Origin of the sequence: Thauera sp. SWB20, from assembly GCF_000831325.1 — a bacterium.
Lineage (GTDB): Bacteria > Pseudomonadota > Gammaproteobacteria > Burkholderiales > Rhodocyclaceae > Thauera > Thauera aminoaromatica.
In genome coordinates this window covers 490,453-506,190 of the sequence record NZ_JTDM01000020.1, presented here as the reverse complement: position 1 = coordinate 506,190, position 15,738 = coordinate 490,453, and the positions used below count along the sequence as shown (strand labels likewise).

General features: G+C 69.4%; 17 protein-coding genes. 8 read left to right on the top strand and 9 right to left on the bottom strand.

The annotated features are described in order from the left end of the window. Positions 1-165: 165 nt before the first annotated feature. A complete protein-coding gene (locus PO78_RS16180; RefSeq protein WP_043745598.1) occupies positions 166-3,330 on the top strand; it encodes an EAL domain-containing protein in 3,165 nt (1,054 codons plus the stop codon). A gap of 50 nt (positions 3,331-3,380) precedes the next feature. Beyond that, positions 3,381-4,265: an alpha/beta fold hydrolase gene (locus tag PO78_RS16175; protein ID WP_043745203.1), complete on the top strand. Its 885-nt coding sequence runs from the start codon at positions 3,381-3,383 to the stop codon at positions 4,263-4,265. A gap of 48 nt (positions 4,266-4,313) precedes the next feature. Here PO78_RS16175 and PO78_RS16170 read toward each other — a convergent pair whose 3' ends face one another. Genes PO78_RS16170 through PO78_RS16160 form a run of 3 tightly spaced genes read right to left on the bottom strand, consistent with a single transcriptional unit; the run spans position 4,314 to position 6,143 of the window. Continuing rightward, on the bottom strand, positions 4,314-4,850 hold the full coding sequence (locus PO78_RS16170) for a YaeQ family protein (RefSeq protein WP_004305900.1): 537 nt from the start codon (positions 4,848-4,850) through the stop codon (positions 4,314-4,316). Further along, on the bottom strand, positions 4,850-5,620 hold the full coding sequence (locus PO78_RS16165) for a hypothetical protein (protein ID WP_004305902.1): 771 nt from the start codon (positions 5,618-5,620) through the stop codon (positions 4,850-4,852). Before PO78_RS16165 ends, PO78_RS16170 begins: the two co-directional genes overlap by 1 nt. A gap of 13 nt (positions 5,621-5,633) precedes the next feature. Further along, on the bottom strand, positions 5,634-6,143 hold the full coding sequence (locus tag PO78_RS16160; protein ID WP_004305904.1) for an HAD domain-containing protein: 510 nt from the start codon (positions 6,141-6,143) through the stop codon (positions 5,634-5,636). Positions 6,144-6,330: 187 nt separating this feature from the next. Here PO78_RS16160 and fabI point away from each other — a divergent pair, with 187 nt between their 5' ends. The 3 genes from fabI to folE are packed head-to-tail and all read left to right on the top strand — an operon-like array spanning position 6,331 to position 8,434. Then, positions 6,331-7,110 (top strand): enoyl-ACP reductase FabI, encoded by a 780-nt coding sequence (gene fabI, locus PO78_RS16155; RefSeq protein ID WP_004305906.1) that lies wholly within the window; start codon positions 6,331-6,333, stop codon positions 7,108-7,110. Between the two features lie 14 nt (positions 7,111-7,124). Then, complete coding sequence (locus PO78_RS16150) at positions 7,125-7,721, top strand: hypothetical protein (protein WP_012585140.1); 597 nt, start codon at positions 7,125-7,127, stop codon at positions 7,719-7,721. 59 nt (positions 7,722-7,780) lie between these two features. Then, positions 7,781-8,434, top strand: coding sequence for a GTP cyclohydrolase I FolE (gene folE, locus PO78_RS16145; protein WP_043745595.1), 654 nt, complete (start codon positions 7,781-7,783; stop codon positions 8,432-8,434). Here folE and PO78_RS16140 read toward each other — a convergent pair. The 4 genes from PO78_RS16140 to PO78_RS16125 all read right to left on the bottom strand — a co-directional run bounded on the left by PO78_RS16140 (position 8,431) and on the right by PO78_RS16125 (position 11,780). Beyond that, positions 8,431-8,790 (bottom strand): DUF3301 domain-containing protein, encoded by a 360-nt coding sequence (locus tag PO78_RS16140; RefSeq protein ID WP_004305910.1) that lies wholly within the window; start codon positions 8,788-8,790, stop codon positions 8,431-8,433. The genes folE and PO78_RS16140 overlap by 4 nt on opposite strands. Before the next feature lie 40 nt (positions 8,791-8,830). Then, positions 8,831-10,411, bottom strand: a complete 1,581-nt coding sequence (locus PO78_RS16135) for an inorganic phosphate transporter (protein ID WP_004305911.1) — start codon at positions 10,409-10,411, stop codon at positions 8,831-8,833. A gap of 98 nt (positions 10,412-10,509) precedes the next feature. Beyond that, complete coding sequence (locus tag PO78_RS16130; protein ID WP_004305913.1) at positions 10,510-10,827, bottom strand: nucleotide pyrophosphohydrolase; 318 nt, start codon at positions 10,825-10,827, stop codon at positions 10,510-10,512. A 107-nt stretch (positions 10,828-10,934) separates the two neighbouring features. Further along, positions 10,935-11,780 carry a 23S rRNA (adenine(2030)-N(6))-methyltransferase RlmJ gene (locus tag PO78_RS16125; protein WP_043745199.1) on the bottom strand — a complete coding sequence of 282 codons (846 nt, stop codon included), beginning with the start codon at positions 11,778-11,780 and terminating at the stop codon, positions 10,935-10,937. Between the two features lie 188 nt (positions 11,781-11,968). Here PO78_RS16125 and PO78_RS16120 point away from each other — a divergent pair, with 188 nt between their 5' ends. The 3 genes from PO78_RS16120 to PO78_RS16110 all read left to right on the top strand — a co-directional run bounded on the left by PO78_RS16120 (position 11,969) and on the right by PO78_RS16110 (position 13,947). Next, entirely contained in the window at positions 11,969-12,523 is a 555-nt protein-coding gene (locus tag PO78_RS16120; RefSeq protein WP_004305916.1) for a gamma carbonic anhydrase family protein, read from the top strand. Beyond that, entirely contained in the window at positions 12,523-13,224 is a 702-nt protein-coding gene (locus tag PO78_RS16115) for an SIMPL domain-containing protein (RefSeq protein WP_004305918.1), read from the top strand. Before PO78_RS16120 ends, PO78_RS16115 begins: the two co-directional genes overlap by 1 nt. Positions 13,225-13,362: 138 nt before the next feature. Then, positions 13,363-13,947: a C40 family peptidase gene (locus tag PO78_RS16110; protein WP_004305920.1), complete on the top strand. Its 585-nt coding sequence runs from the start codon at positions 13,363-13,365 to the stop codon at positions 13,945-13,947. 40 nt (positions 13,948-13,987) lie between these two features. On the opposite strand, the gene ftsB is transcribed toward PO78_RS16110, so the two are convergent. Together ftsB and eno are read right to left on the bottom strand one after the other, a co-directional pair. Continuing rightward, the gene (ftsB, locus tag PO78_RS16105; RefSeq protein ID WP_004305921.1) at positions 13,988-14,260 is read right to left on the bottom strand and encodes a cell division protein FtsB; all 273 of its coding nucleotides are present in this window, start codon (positions 14,258-14,260) and stop codon (positions 13,988-13,990) included. Positions 14,261-14,358: 98 nt separating this feature from the next. Then, positions 14,359-15,642: a phosphopyruvate hydratase gene (gene eno / locus PO78_RS16100; protein ID WP_043745196.1), complete on the bottom strand. Its 1,284-nt coding sequence runs from the start codon at positions 15,640-15,642 to the stop codon at positions 14,359-14,361. Between the last annotated feature and the right edge of the window lie 96 nt (positions 15,643-15,738).

Here is a 15,738-nt window from a genome sequence, read left to right as displayed (position 1 = left end):
CAGGCATCCCGAAAGACCTAGAATGGGCAGTTGTCCCATAGCTCTCCCGTCGATGTGTCGTGACGCTCTCCGCCAGCCCGAAGACTCGCCCGCGCGCCGCTGCCGTGCGCGCACGTCGAGCCTGCTGGCGCATCGCGCGACGGACTCGGTGGCCATCCCGTGCTGATGCGACGACTCCTCCGCACCGTCGTCCTGCTGGTCTGCCTGAGCCTCGGCAGCGCGGCTCTGCACGCCCGGACGGATCTCGATTTCGGCGTCTATTCGGCGCGCCCGAAGGCGCTCGTCGAGGCCTCGTGGCAGCCCTTCGTGGACTACCTGAACCAGCACCTGGACGGCGTCGAGGTACGCCTGCACGCGCTCGACGACGCCGGACTGCAGCGCGCCCTCGCCGCCGGCGAGATCGATCTGCTGCTGACCAACCCGGTGCATTTCATCGAGCTGCGCGCATCCAATCCGCTCTCCGGTGCCATCGCCACCGTGGTCGCCGATGCCGGCGGCCAGGCCCTGAGCGAGTTCGGCGGCGTGATCCTGGTGCGCGCCGGGGACGCCAGCCTGAAGACCCTCGCCGACCTGCGGGGCAGGCGCGTCGGCACCACCCATGCCAACTTCCTCGCCACCTATCCGGCGCAGGCACTCGAGATGAAGGCCGCCGGCATCGACCCCGGCTCGCTGCGCATGTTCACGCTGCGGCAGACCCAGGACGGCGTCGTCGAAGCGGTACTCGACGGCCGCGTCGACGCCGGCTTTGTCCGCACCGGCCTCTTCGAGGCGCTCGTCGCCGAGGGGCGCGACCTCTCCGGCTTGCGTGTGCTGCATCCCCTGCAGCATCCGGGCTTCCCGCTGCGCAGTTCCACACGCCTCTACCCCGAATGGCCCCTCGTCGCCCTTCGTCAGGCCGACCCGGCCCTGATGCGCAAGGTGGCGGCACTCGCGCTCGGCCTCGAAACCGCCGACCCGGCCGCGCGCGCCGCAGGCATCCACGGCTTCACCATCCCCGCCGATTACGCCCGCGTCGAGGAGATGCTGCGCGAACTGCGCCTGCCGCCCTTCGACGCCACTCCACCCTTTACCTGGAACGACGTGTGGGCGCGCTACCACGAGACGATCTTCGTACTCGGCCTCGCGACCCTGGCGATCGTGCTGCTGCTGGTGCGTCTGGCGCAGCGCAACCTGGCGCTGTCGCAGGCCAACGCCGCCGCGCGCCGCCTGGCAGCAGAGATCGAACTCGATCGCCACCACCTGCGCAACGTGATCGAGGCCACCCAGGCCGGCAGCTGGGAATGGAATCTGGAGACCGGCGAGTGGAAGATGGACGCACGCTGGGCGGCGATGCTCGGGCTGGCGGCGGAGGACTGCGACGGCGAAGGGCGCGCGTGCTGGCGCAAGCGCGTGCATCCCGCCGACCTCGCCGAGGCCGAGCGCGAGCTCGATCGCCACATCCGCGGCGAGACCGCCTTCTACGAGCACGACCTGCGCCTGCGCCATTGCGACGGACGCTGGATCTGGGTGTATGACCGCGCGCTCGCCGTGCGCCGCGACGCGGACGGGCGCGCGCTGCTGCTGACCGGCGCGCAGATCGACATCGATCGGCGCAAGGAGAACGAGGAGCGCCTGCGCCTGGCCGCGAGCGTGTTCTCGTCGAGCTACGAGGCGATCCTGATCACCGACGTCGACAACCGCATCGTCGACGTCAACCCGGCCTTCTGCCGCATCACCGGCTACAGCCGCGAGGAGAGCCTCGGCCGCGACCCCGGCATGCTCGCCTCGGGCCGCCAGGGGCGCGAGTTCTACCGTGCGATGTGGCAGGCGATCGAAGAGCACGACCACTGGCAGGGCGAACTGTGGAACCGGCGCAAGGACGGCAGCGAGTTCGCCGAGGTGCTCTCGATCAGCCGCGTGCGCGACGCACGCGGTCGGGTGATCCACCATCTGGCGATGTTCTCCGACATCAGCCGGCTCAAGAAGCATGAGGAGGAGCTCAACCGCATCGCCTACTTCGACCCGCTCACCGGCGCACCCAACCGCCGCCTGCTCGACGACCGCCTGCGCCAGGCGATCGCACACTCTCGGCGCACAGGGAAGCCGCTCGCGGTCTGCGTGATCGACCTCGACGGCTTCAAGCCGGTGAACGATCAGCTCGGCCACGAGGCCGGCGACCAGGTGCTGATCGGCATCGTCGACCGGCTCGGCGCGATCCTGCGCGCCAGCGACACCGTGGCCCGCCTCGGCGGCGACGAGTTCGTGCTGCTGCTCGAGGACATCGAAGGCGAGCGCGTGCTCGAGCGCGTGCTCGAAGCCATCCGCACGCCGATTGCGCTCGCCAGCCAGCAGGTATGCGTGTCCGCGAGCATCGGCGTCACCCTCTTCCCCGAGGACGACGCCGACCCCGACACCCTGCTGCGCCACGCCGACCAGGCGATGTACCGCGCCAAGCAGCGCGGACGCAACTGCATCCAGTTCTTCGACGCCAGCGTCGAGGAACAGCAGCGCGTGCGCAAGGAACGCCTCGAGCGCCTCGACCAGGCCTTGCGCCGGCAGGAGTTCGTGCTGCACTTCCAGCCCCAGGCCGACATGGTCGACGGGCGGCCACTCGGCATGGAGGCCCTGCTGCGCTGGCAGCACCCCGAGCGCGGCCTGCTGGCGCCGGGCGAGTTCCTGCCCGACCTCGAAGGCACCGAGCTGGAGACCCGGCTCGGTCAGTGGGTGGTCGACCACGCGCTCGGCGCCCTCGAGCACTGCCGCGCGGCCGGGCTGGACATCGGGGTAAGCGTCAACGTCGGTCCCGGTCCGCTGATGCAGGCGGGCTTCGTCGCCAGCGTGCGCAGCGCGCTGGAGCGCCACCCCGACATCCCGCCCGAGCGCCTGGAGCTCGAGATCCTCGAATCCACTGCGCTCGACGACATGGTGCTGGCGATGGACGTGCTCGAGGCCTGCCATCGCCTCGGCGTACGCATCGCGCTCGACGACTTCGGCACCGGCTACGCCTCGCTGCGCCACTTCCGCCAGCTGCCCTTCGACCGCCTCAAGATCGACCGCAGCTTCGTGCTCGACATGCTGGAGGACGGCGAGGCGCGCGCGATCGTCGGCGCCGTGGTGCAGCTCGCGCGCACCTTCGGTCGCGAGGTGATCGCCGAAGGCGTGGAGACGCCCGCCCACGCAGCGGCCCTGCTTGCCCTCGGCTGCAGGCTCGGCCAGGGCTTCGGCATCGCCCGGCCGATGCCGGTCGAGCACATCCCCGGCTGGGTTTCATGGCAGACTCTCGCACCCTGCGCCGACGATACGGCATGCGCGAGCTCCGGCCGCTGCCCGCCAATCCGATCGGGCCCCTAACTCGAACTCCGCCACGACCGCCCCCGCGCGGCCGTGGCATACACCGAATCATGAAGCTCCAAAGCTGGACGCACCACACCTCCGCCGGCTTCACGCTGCGCGGCCACCACAGCACACCGAGCGGTCGCCCGGTACTGCATTTCCTCCATGGCAACGGGCTGAGCTCGCTCACCTATGCGCCCATGCTCGCGCACCTGAGCGCGCATTTCGACCTCTTCCTGTCCGACGTGCAGGGTCACGGCGACAGCGACCACGGCAGCCGCTTCCGCGGCTGGAACCACGCCGCCGAGATGGCCGCCGAGGCCTGGCTCGCACACGCGCCGCGCTTCGGCGCGGTGCCGGTGCACGCCTCCGGCCACAGCTTCGGCAGCGTGCTCACCTGCCTGATGCTGGCGCATCATCCGCAGGCCTTCAGCCGTGGTGTGCTGCTCGACCCGGTGCTGTTCACCCAGGCCATGATCGGCATGATGGCGCTCTCGGACCTCGTCGGCCTGGCCTCGCGCAACAAGCTCGCCGCCAAGGCGCGCACGCGGCGCCACCACTGGCCGGACCGCGCCGCCGCGCACGCGGGGCTGCACGGGCGCGGGGTGTTCCGCGGCTGGAGCGAGGACTCCTTCCAGGCTTACATCGATCACGCACTGCGCGACGTGCCCGGCGGCGGCGTGGAGCTCAAGTGCCGGCCCACGCGCGAAGCCGAGATCTTCGCCTCCTACCCGCGCCGGCTGTGGTCCTCGCTCGCCCGCATCGAGCAGCCGGTGCTCGCGCTGCACGGGCGCGACACCTTCGCCTTCGCGCGGCGCTCGGTCACGCGCTGGGCGGCAGGCAAGGCCAACGTGCAATGCGTGCAGGTGGAGGGCGGACACTGCTTCATGCTCGAGCATCCGCAGGCGACCGCCGAAAGGGTGGCCGCATTCCTGCGCGACAGCCCGCGCTGAGGGCCCGGGCGGCCGCACCGTGGGCTGTCGCGCGCCGCGCACCGGGGTTCAGGCAGTGAGCTTGCGCGGCTCGAGCGACACGGTCTCGCGCCCGTTGGTTACCAACACGTGGCCGTCCTGGATGGTGAATTGCAGGCGCATCGTGCGCTCGGCGAGGCGGCCGAGTTCGGCGCTGGCCTCGCGTTCGAGCTCGAACACCTTCAGGTTGCCGTGGCGCTCGAGGCGGCCGCGCACCCCGCTCCACCACACCTCCAGCGCCCGCCCGTAGGCCAGCACCACCACCTCGCGCGCGCGCCCGCAGGCCTTGCGCACCCACTTGTCATCGGGCTGGCCGACGTCGATCCAGCGCTCGATGACGCCGGTGAGGTCCTTCTGCCACAGGTCGGGCTCGTCATCGACGCATAGCCCCTTGCCGAAGGCGAGCGCCGGGTCGGCGAAGAGCGCGAAGGCGAGCAGGCGCACCATCATGCGCTCGTCGGTCTCGGAAGGGTGACGCGCGAGGGTGAGCGAATAGTCGGCGTAGTGGTGCCGATCCATGTCGGCGACCTGGATGTCGGCCTTGAAGACCGTGGCCTTGAGCGCCATCAGTGCACCTGCGGCGAAGCGCGGCCGGCCTGCTGCCAGGCCATCACCGCGCGCGCGGAATGCGCCATCACGAGGTCGCGCTGCGGCGCCGGCAGCTCGCGCGCCAAGGCGCCGAACAAGGCCTGTGTGGCCTCCTGGGCCACGCCCTCGGCAGCGAGCCCTTCGGCCAGGCAGCGGATCTGGATGAAGGCGAGCGCGTCGGCCACCAGCCGCCAGCCCGCAACCGGCATGCTGCGCGCGAGCGCGAGCAGCTGGCTGCCGAGCTCGCCGGCGAGGCGCATGGCCTCGTCGCGATGCTCGGTGGCGATCGAGGCATGCCACAGCGCCAGATGCAGCCCACGGCGCAGCTCGACCTTGAAGTCGATGGCATTCTCCTCGACGGCGGAGATCCCTTCGAAGTGGCGCAGGAAGCGCGCCTCGGCGGTTTCATCCAGGCCAGTGCGCAGCGCACCGATGAGCTCGGTCAGCGCGGGGATCGCCACCAGGCCGAAGGCCCGGCTCCAGGCCATCCCCCACTGGTCCATCCCGGACAGCAGCAAGGCGAGGCGCAGCGCCTGTGCCTCGGGGTCGGCCGCCGCGGACACCCAGTCGGCGAGGTCGACGCGCAACTGCTCCACGCCCTTCAGCCGCGCAGCATCGCCTTCGGCGACGCTGAGCCGGAACAGGCGCGCGAAGCTCTCTTCGGCCAGCCGCGCCGCCTGGCGTTGGGTCGAGGCGTCGACTCGGTGCGCAAGCGGGTCGGGCGGCAGGGTCTGCTCGGCGGGGTTCATGGCGTCTCCCCCATCAGGCACTGTCGCGCGCCCACAGCGAGTGCGCGACCTGGCCGACCTGGTTGCGCACCCCGTCGCGGAAGCCCTGCAGCATGCGGCGCAGGGCGACCGCATCCTCGGAGGTGAAGCCACGCTTGAAGTCGGTCAGCACCAGTCGCGAACGCGACAGCCAGTTGCCCGGCGCGTCGTCGAGCGCGCACCACGCCGCCTCGCCCGGATCGGCGCCGTGCTGGCGCAGCCAGGCCATCGCCTCGCGCTCGCGCAGGCCGTGCAGCTCGGCGCCCGTCTTGGGCAGCAGGTGCGGCGTGGCGCCGGCGATCTGCGGGCGGATGTCCTCGGAAAAGCGGGCGACCAGCTTGGGCAGCGAGAACAGCATGCGCCAGTCGGAGGCGATCACGATGCGCGCTTCGGGGAACTCCCTCACCACCGCCTCGATGTGCACGAGACAACGGAAATCCTCGACCTCGCCCCAGGGGTGGGTGACGCCGTCGAAGTCCATGAAGATGTATGCGTTGCGTGTCATGTTCCCTGCTCCGGCGAAGAATGCCGCGGCCGGCAATTTGTGGATGCTGCAATGCGCAATATACTGTACCGGCACCGATACCACCGCGTATCCGATTTCACGAACCATCACATTCGCGTCGCACAGGCCGGCTTATGCTCGCTGCCGTTGCGCCGCAACAACACTCACCCGAGAAAAGGAATCCATCATGACCCCCATCGTCAATCTGGAGGGCAAGGTCGGCCTCATCACCGGCATCGCCAACGAGAAGTCGATCTCCACCGGCGTCGCCGAGGCCTGCGCCCAGGCCGGCGCGACGCTGATCATCACCTATCAGAACGAGAAGACGCGCGCCTTCATCGAGCCGGTGATCCACCGCCTCGGCGTCGAGGACGTTCACCTGCTCGACGTCACCCGCCCCGAAACCATGGACGCCGCCTTTGGCGCGATCGAGGCGCGCCACGGCAAGCTCGACTTCGCCATCCACAGCATGGCCTTCGCCAAGCGCGACGACCTGCACGGCCGCGTGGTCGACACCTCGGCCGACGGCTTCGCGCTGGCGATGGACGTGTCCACCCACTCCTTCGTGCGCCTGGCCAAGAAGGCCGAGCCGCTGCTCGAGAAGGCCGGCGGCGGTGCCCTGGTGACGATGACCTACCTCGGCTCCGAGAAGGTCATCCCCAACTACGGCGTGATGGGCCTGTGCAAGGCCGCGCTCGAGGCCGCCACCCGCTACATGGCGGCCGAGCTCGGCGCCAAGGGCATCCGCGTCAATGCGGTCTCCCCCGGCCCGCTGATGACGCGCGCCGCCTCCGGGATCGCGGGCTTCGACGGCCTCATGGCGGCCGCGGTCGAGCGCTCGCCGATGCATGCCCTGGTCACCCCCGAGGACATCGGCGCGCTGACCGCCTTCCTGGTCTCGGACGCCGGCCGACTGATCAGCGGCGGGGTGCATTTCGTCGACGCCGGCTATAACATCATGGCGTGAGCAGCGAGGAGATCATGATTGACATGGATGCGGCGCGCGCGATGCTCGGACGGCAGGCGATCCTGCTGCCCGACGCCGTGCCGTCGCATCCGCTGCTCGACGGCAAGACCGAGATCGGTCGCGGCGAGTACTCGATCGTGATCGACAAGGGCGACGGGGAGCATGTCTACAAGATCGTCAGCTCCCCTGCCGACTACTTCCTCTACACCGCCGACGACCGCCCGCGCGGCCCGCATTTCCCCATCGTATTCGCCGATCATGGGGTGATCGGCCGCGCACAGTCGGGCTATCCCTTCCATCTGATCGAGATGGAGCGCCTCTATCCGCTCGCCGAGGGCTCCCCCGCGGCAGAACTCTCGCGTCGCCTGATCGAGTGCTACTGGTCGGCGTGCGCGCAGTGGAGCCGGCTCGGTGCGGACATGGGGCGGATCGCGCTCTACCACCTCACGGTCGAGCCGATGAAGGTCGGCGACAGCCTGCAGGAAGCCCTGCGGGCCCTGTCCGACTTCGTCGAGGAATATCAGGTCCTGCCCGACATCCTCAACGCCAACAACCTGATGATGCGCGCCGACGGCACGCTGGTGTTCTCCGACCCGGTGTTCATCGCCTGAACGGGCTTGCGGGTATCATGCCGGCTCGGGTGCCGCAGGGCACCGCACCGGACGCCACCATGAGCCCTCCCGCGCACGACCCCTGCGGTCACGACCACCCCCACGCTCCCCGCCCCGCCGGCGTCGGCATTCCGCGCAGCGGCGCCTTCGACGCGCCCGCCTTCGAGAAGGCCGTCGGCGACCTGCTGCGTGCGTGCGGCATCGCCCCCGACAACGCCCATACCGGACGCACCGCGCAGCGCGTGCGCGAGCTCTGGCAGCGGCGCTTGCTCGGGGGCTACGAGCTCGACCCCGCCGAGGTGCTCGGTGACGGCTTCGAGGATGCGCGCCGCGACATGGTGGTGATTCGCGGCATCGCGGTCCATGGCGTGTGTCCGCATCACCTCGTCCCTTTCCGTGGCGTCGCCCACGTCGCCTACCTGCCAGGCGGCCGCCTGCACGGCTTTGGCCGCATCGCCCGCCTGGTGGACGCGATCGGCCATCGCTTCACCTACCAGGAGTGGATGACGCGCGACATCGCCGACGCGCTGATGCGACACGGCCACGCCGCGGGCGCGGCCTGCGTGATCGAGGCCGAACAGCTCTGCCTGCTGCTCGGCGAGGACCGCCGTGGCGACGAACGCGTGATCACCCAAGCCTTCGCCGGCGAGTTCGAACGTTCGGAGCAGGCGCGCAACGAGTTCCTGCGCGCGATCGAGGAGCGCCGGCGCTAGGCCGACGGGTCGCGCGGGTGCAGGTCGATGACCACCGCGCGACGTGCGAGCCGATGCGCGGAGACGTCCACCAGCACCACCTCGCGGCCTTCGAGCACCACGCTGCCGGCATTGCGGTCGTCGCCGCCCACCGAGTATTCGAAGGCATAGCCCCGCCGCAGCAGCACGCGACCGTTGTCGTCGCGCGCCAGGCGCAGGCCCTGCCCCGCCACGGTCTCGTCGAGGAACTGCACGCCCTCGCGCGTGCAGGCGCGGCGCGCGGCCTCGATGCCGATCTCGCGCGCCTTCAGGCTGTCGAACCAGAACCACACCACGGCCCCGAGGGCGAGCAGGACGAGCAGCTCGACGAAGCTCACGCCGCGGCCCCCGGCATCGCGATCATGACGAACAGGATGATCAGGGCAGCATCATCCCGCGGATCATGAAGAACAGCACCGCGGCCATCAGCGCAGAAGCGGGCACGGTGATGACCCAGGCGGCGGCGATGCGCATCAGCTGCGAGCGCTTGACCAGCTCGCGGCGATAGACCTTCTTGAGTCCCTTGCGCTCGCCCTTGGAGAAGTGCGCCGGATCGTCCGCGTTCTTGGAGCGCTGCTTGAGGTCGGCGAGCATCTGCCCCTTCTCCTCGATCGAGGCCTTCTCGAAACGCGCGATGAAGGCCTCGATCGCGGCGAGGTCGCCCTCGGGGTGGTGGGCCTTGATCTCGGCCACCATGCGGTCGTAGTTGCTCTTGAGGTATTCGCGCAGGAAACCGACGCCGAACACCCCGCCGACCGCGATGTGCGTGGAGCTCACCGGCAGGCCGAGCTGGCTGGCGACGATCACGGTCAAGGTCGCCGCCATCGCGATGCAATAGGCGCGCATCTGGTCGAGCTCGGTGATCTCGGAACCGACCGTGCGGATCACCTTCGGCCCGAACAACGCCAGCCCGAGCGAGATCCCGATCGCGCCGACCATCATGACCCAGGTGGGGATCGCCGCGTCCTTGTGCACCACGCCGCCGGAACTGACCACATCGACGATCGCGGCCAGCGGGCCGACCGCGTTGGCGACGTCGTTGGAGCCGTGCGCGAAGCTGAGCAGCGCGGCGGCGAAGATCAGCGGCACGGTGAAGAGCCGATTCACGCTCGCCTTGGTGTTGGCGACGATGCCGCTGCTGCCGTGCAGGGCCTTGCGCACCAGGACGAACACCAGCGCGCCGAAAATCAGGCCGTACAGCACGGCGGGAAGGAAGTCCACCTTCCAGACCCGGTTGAGCCCCTTCAGGATCAGGTAGCTGACGAAGGTCCACGCCATCAGGCCGACCAGTACCGGCACGGTGCGGCGTGCGGCCGCGGCCATGTCCACCTGGTAGGTGATGCTGCGCTTGACGAGATACAGGAAGGCGGCGGCGAAGATCCCGCCGAGCAGCGGCGAGATCACCCAGCTCGCCGCGATCTCGCCCATGGTGGACCAATCGACGATCGAGGGGCCGGCGGCGGCCATGCCGGAGCCGAGCACCGCGCCCACGATCGAGTGCGTGGTCGACACCGGCGCCCCGACCGCGGTCGCCAGGTTCAGCCACAGCGCCCCAGCGAGCAGCGCGGCCAGCATGATCCACACGAAGGTGTCGGAATCCTTGATGAGGTCGGGATCGATGATGCCGCTGCGGATGGTGCCGATCACCTCGCCGCCGGCGATCAGCGCACCGGCGGCCTCGAAGATCGCCGCGATGACGAGCGCACCTGCGAGGGTGAGCGCCTTGGAGCCCACCGCCGGACCGACGTTGTTGGCGACGTCGTTGGCGCCGATGTTCATCGCCATGTAGCCGCCGATCATCGCCGCCATGACCAGGGTCATGCTGCCCTCGCCCGTGCCGCTGAGCGCCGAGTAGAACATGACCCCGACGATGAAGAGCACGCCCATGCCGAGGCGGAAGACCTCGCCCCGACCCTGATGGGCTGCCTTCTCGATGTCGCTGATGTGCTGCAAGTCCACGATGGAATTCCGTGTTACAAGAAAGACGATATTGTTTCAGAAATCTTGCCGCGGCCCAACGTGAATGAAGACTCCGCCGCAACGCCTCGCTTGCACCCTCACAGACGGTCGTGCTTGTCCGCGCGGCCGTGCGCGCGCTCGATGGGGTAGCGCTCCGCATTGATGCGCATCTTTCGCCGTGCGGCATCGGCGAGGTCGACACCGAGCACGTCGCCGAGGCGCACGAGGTACAGCAGCACGTCGGCGAGTTCGAGAGCGACCTCGTCCCGCGTCGCCGGCGGCAGCGCCATCGACTGCTCGGCGGTGAGCCACTGGAAATGCTCGATCACCTCGCCCGCCTCGCCGGCGAGCGCCATCGCGAGGTTCTTGGGCGTATGGAAGGGCTCCCAGGCGCGCTCGGCGGCGAATTGCCGCATCGCGTCGCGCAGCTCGCGGAGCCCGTCGGGCGACGGGCCTGCAGCACTCGGAGCGCCCTCCGCGACCGTCGGGCCGGCGGGCCCACCCTCGGCATTCCGGGACGGACTCATTCGATGTGGTGCTCGAGGTCGAAGCCCGCACCGCCATCGACCCCCAGGTGCTCGACGAGCCAGGGCAGCGCGGCCTCGAGCCGCTGCGGCAACACCCAGGGAGGGTTGATCACGTAAAGGCCGCTGCCGAACATCCCGATGCCGTCGCGCGGGGCGTCGCGCACCGCCAGGCGCACGTCCAGCCAGCTCTCGGCGCCGAGCGCGGCGAGGCGCTCGGGCAACTGGCGGGCCTCGGCGCGGGCGAGCATCGGATACCAGACCATGTAGGTCCCGGTGGGAAAGCGCCGCATCGCGTCACGCACCGTGTCCACCACGCTGCGGTAGTCGTCCTTGACCTCGTAGGGCGGATCGATCAGCACCACCGCCCGCCGCGAGGGCGGCGGCAGCAGGCTCCTGAGCGCGGCGAAGCCGTCGGCGCGGCGCACCTGCACGCGCTCCTGTTCGCTGGCGAAGGTGCGCTGCAGGGATTCGAAGTCGGCCGGATGCAGCTCGAACAGGCGCAGGCGATCCTGGGCGCGCGCACGCGTCATGGCCAGCGCCGGCGAGCCCGGGTAGAACAACAGCCTGCCCTGCGGATTGAACTGCCCGACCGCCGCGACATAGGCGGCGACTGCTGGCGGCAGGTCCTCGTGCCCCCACAGCCGGCCGATGCCGTCCGCCGCCTCGGCGGTCTTGCCCGCCTGCTCGCTGTCGAGCGCATAGCAGCCGCCCCCCGCGTGGGTGTCGATGTAGTACCAGGGCTTGTCCTTGCGACCGTAGTAGTCGAGCAGCTCGATCAGGACGAGGTGCTTGAGGACATCGGCGTGATTGCCGGCGTGAAAGGCGTGACGGTAACTGAGCATGTGGACTTCCTGAAGGGCGGGCGCATCCTATCACCCGCCGGCAGGGGGCTCAAAATCGCGAAAAACCCGCCGGATCGGCGACATTCACGGCACGGGCGCTGTTTGCAGGCCGCGAGGCGCTTGTTATGATGCCTGCCCCCCCTGGCGCTGCGCAGCATCGGCGCGAGACATCGACAGCGAGAACGAAAATGAGCATCTACGCCCTGGGCGACCGCCGGCCGAGCTTCGGCGAGGGAAGCTGGATCGCCCACAACGCGACGGTCATCGGATCGGTCACTGCGGGCCGCAACGTCAACATCTGGTACAACGTCGTGGTACGGGGCGACAACGATCCGATCACGATCGGCGACGATACCAACATCCAGGACGGCTCTGTCCTGCACAACGACGACGGCATCCCGCTGACGATCGGCACGCACGTCACCGTGGGCCACATGGCGATGCTGCACGGCTGCACGATCGGCGACGGCAGCCTGATCGGCATCAACGCGGTGATCCTCAACAACGCGGTGGTCGGCAAGCAGTGCATCGTCGGCGCCAACACCCTGATCCCCGAGGGCAAGGTGATCCCCGACCGCTCGCTGGTGGTCGGTTCTCCTGGCCGGGTGATCCGCACGCTGAGCGACACCGAGGTCGAGAACCTGGTGGTCAACGCCCACAACTACGTGGACAACGCCCGCCTCTACGCCGACCGCCTGTGCGCGCTGGAGCCGTCCAGCGTGATCGCGAAGCCGGAACAGTGATGCGCACCGCGCTCGCCACCCTCGCCACCCTCGCCGCGCTCGCGGCGCTGCAGTCGGCGCCGGCGCTTGCCGCCGACACTCCCGCCCCGCCCACCGTGGAGCTCGCGGCCGAGGCCAGTGGCCCGGCCGCCAACGACCTCGCGGTCGCCGTGATGTATGCAGAGCGCAGCGGCGCGAGCGCGGCCGCGGTGGCACGCGAGGTGAACCGCGACATCGCCGCGGCGCTCGAACTCGCGCGCGCGCAGGGTGCCGTCAAGGTGCAGAGCGGAAACGTCTCGACCTGGCCGGCATACGGAAAGGACGGCCAGGGCCGTATCACCGCCTGGCGGATGCGTTCCGAGCTCCGCCTCGAGAGCACCGACACGGCGGCGATGTCGGAGCTCGTCGGCAAGCTCCAGGAGAGCCTGGCGCTCGCCCAGCTGAGCATGGAACCAGCCCCCGAGACGCGCAGGAAGGCCGTCTCCGACGTCACCGTCGACGCCCTGCGCGCCTTCGAGGCGCGCGCGAAACTGATCGCCGACACCCTCGGTCGGCGCTACCGCATCGCCCACCTGTCGGTCGGCGAGCACGGCCTGCAGCCTCCGCCGATGCCGCGCATGCGCGCGGCGGCGATGGCCGCGGAGGCCGCCCCGGCGCCACTCGAGGGCGGCGAGAGCCGGGTGTCGGTGCAGGTCGGCGGACGCATCGAACTGCTCGACTGAAGACCGCGCCCCGCGCGGGCCCGACTTCAGCCTTCTTCGAGAAAACCTCTCCAAACCCCTGATCTGAAAGCAGACCTTGCCGGCCTGGGCGGGTCCTGACATACTCTGGCAGAAATCCTTTTCGCACCGGATCGCGCCATGAGTCCCGAGCCCCTCCCTCGCGCCTTCCTTTCCGCCCCTCTGCACGCCGGCATCGGCAAGCGGCGCCTGGCGCTGCTTGCCGGGGTGGCCACCGTGGCCGCACTGCTGGCGGGCTGCGGCACCACCCCGGTCGCCGGCCCCGGCTCGCCACCGCGCACGGTGGCGCCGAGCGGGCACTATTTCTCTCTCGAGGGTGAGCACCAGACGCAGGAAATGGTGCTCTTCGCGCTCGGCCTGCTCGATACCGGCTACCGCTTCGGCGGGCGCAATCCGGACGCGGGCCTCGATTGCAGCGGCATGGTGGCCTACATCGTGGAGAACATCAGCGGCCGCAAGCTGCCGCACAACGCCGCGCAGATCGCCGATCGCACGCGCCCGATCGAGGTGCACGAACTGCGCCCGGGGGACCTGGTGTTCTTCAACACGCTGGAGCGCCGGCATTCGCACATGGGGATCTACATCGGCGACGGGCGCTTCGTGCACGCGCCCAACAGCCGTGGCCGGGTGCGGGTCGAACGTCTCGCCAGCCGCTATTTCGCGCAGCGCATCGACGGCGCGCGCACGCTGCTCGCGAGCAACTGAGGACTGTCGCCGGAACGGCGGCGATACCCGCGACCAGGGTTCAGCGCTGCGGAATCTGCACGTAGATCTCGCCCGGCCGGGTGAGCCCGAGTTCGAAACGCGCGCGCTCCTCGATCGCCTCGTTGCCCGACTTGAGATCGTTCACCTCCGCCGCGAGCGCCGCGTTGCGCTGCTCGAGGCGCAGGTTCTCCTCGCGCTGCGCATGCAGCTGGCGATCGACCTCCCAGACGCGCAGCCAGCCCCCCTTCCCCAGCCAGAGCGGGTACTGCAACAGCACGACGAGTGCGATCAGGATGAGGATCGGCCAGCGCATGGAGACGGGTATGGAGATGGATACTGGCGCATTCACGACGAAGGCCGGCGAGTCGCCCGCCGGCCTTCGAGACGCTGCGAATCAGCGTTGCAGGACGCTCAGCGCAGGTTGTAGAACGCGCGCTTGCCCGGATAGGCGGCGGTGTCGCCGAGGTCTTCCTCGATGCGCAGCAGCTGGTTGTACTTCGAGATGCGGTCCGAGCGGCTCAGCGAGCCGGTCTTGATCTGCATGGCGCGCAGGCCCACCGCGATGTCGGCGATGGTCGAATCGTCGGTCTCGCCCGAGCGGTGCGAAATCACCGCGGTGTAGCCGGCGAGCTTGGCCATCTCGACTGCCGCGAAGGTCTCGGTGAGCGTGCCGATCTGATTGATCTTGATGAGGATCGAGTTGGCCACGCCCTGCTCGATGCCCTGCGCGAGGATCCTGGTGTTGGTGACGAAGAGGTCATCGCCCACCAGCTGCACGCGCTTGCCCAGGCGCTCGGTGAGGATCTTCCAGCCGTCCCAGTCGCCCTCGGCCATGGCGTCCTCGATCGAGACGATCGGGAACTTGTCGCACAGGGTCTCGAGGTAGTCGGTGAAGCCCGCGGCGGTCAGCGACAGGCCTTCGCCCTTCAGCTCGTACTTGCCGTCCTTGTAGAACTCGGAGGCGGCGCAGTCGAGCGCCAGCAGCACGTCCTGGCCAGGCACGTAGCCGGCGGCGACGATGGCCTCCTGGATCAGGTTGAGCGCTTCCTCGGTGCCAGACACGTTGGGGGCGAAGCCGCCCTCGTCGCCGACGGTGGTCGGGTAGCCCTTGGCGTCGACGATCTTCTTGAGATGGTGGAAGATCTCGGCGCCGCAGCGCAGGGCCTCGCGGAAGCTGCTCATGCTCACCGGCATGATCATGCATTCCTGGATGTCGAGGCTGTTGTTGGCGTGCTCGCCGCCGTTGATGACGTTCATCATCGGCACCGGCATCACCATCGGGCTGGAGCCGCCGAAGTAGCGGTACAGCGGCAGGCCGGCCTCTTCGGCGGCGGCCTTGGCCACCGCCATGGACACCGCCAGCATGGCGTTGGCGCCCAGGCGCGACTTGTTCTCAGTGCCGTCGAGCTCGATCAGGGTACGGTCGATGAAGGCCTGCTCCTCGGCGTCCAGCCCGATGATGGCCTCGGCGATCTCGGTGTTCACGTTCTCGACCGCGCGCAGCACGCCCTTGCCGAGGAAGCGCGACTTGTCGCCGTCACGCAGCTCGATCGCCTCGCGCGAGCCGGTGGAGGCGCCCGAGGGCACCGCGGCGCGGCCCATCACGCCCGATTCGAGCAGCACGTCGGCTTCGACCGTGGGGTTGCCGCGGGAATCGAGAATCTCGCGGGCGATCACATCAACGATTGCACTCATGTCTAGTCCTGTAGCAGTTACGGAGGTTTCGGATCGATCATGCGGGAACGCGATCCGGCGGGGAGCATGCTCGCACCGGATGACCGCCTCGTGAGC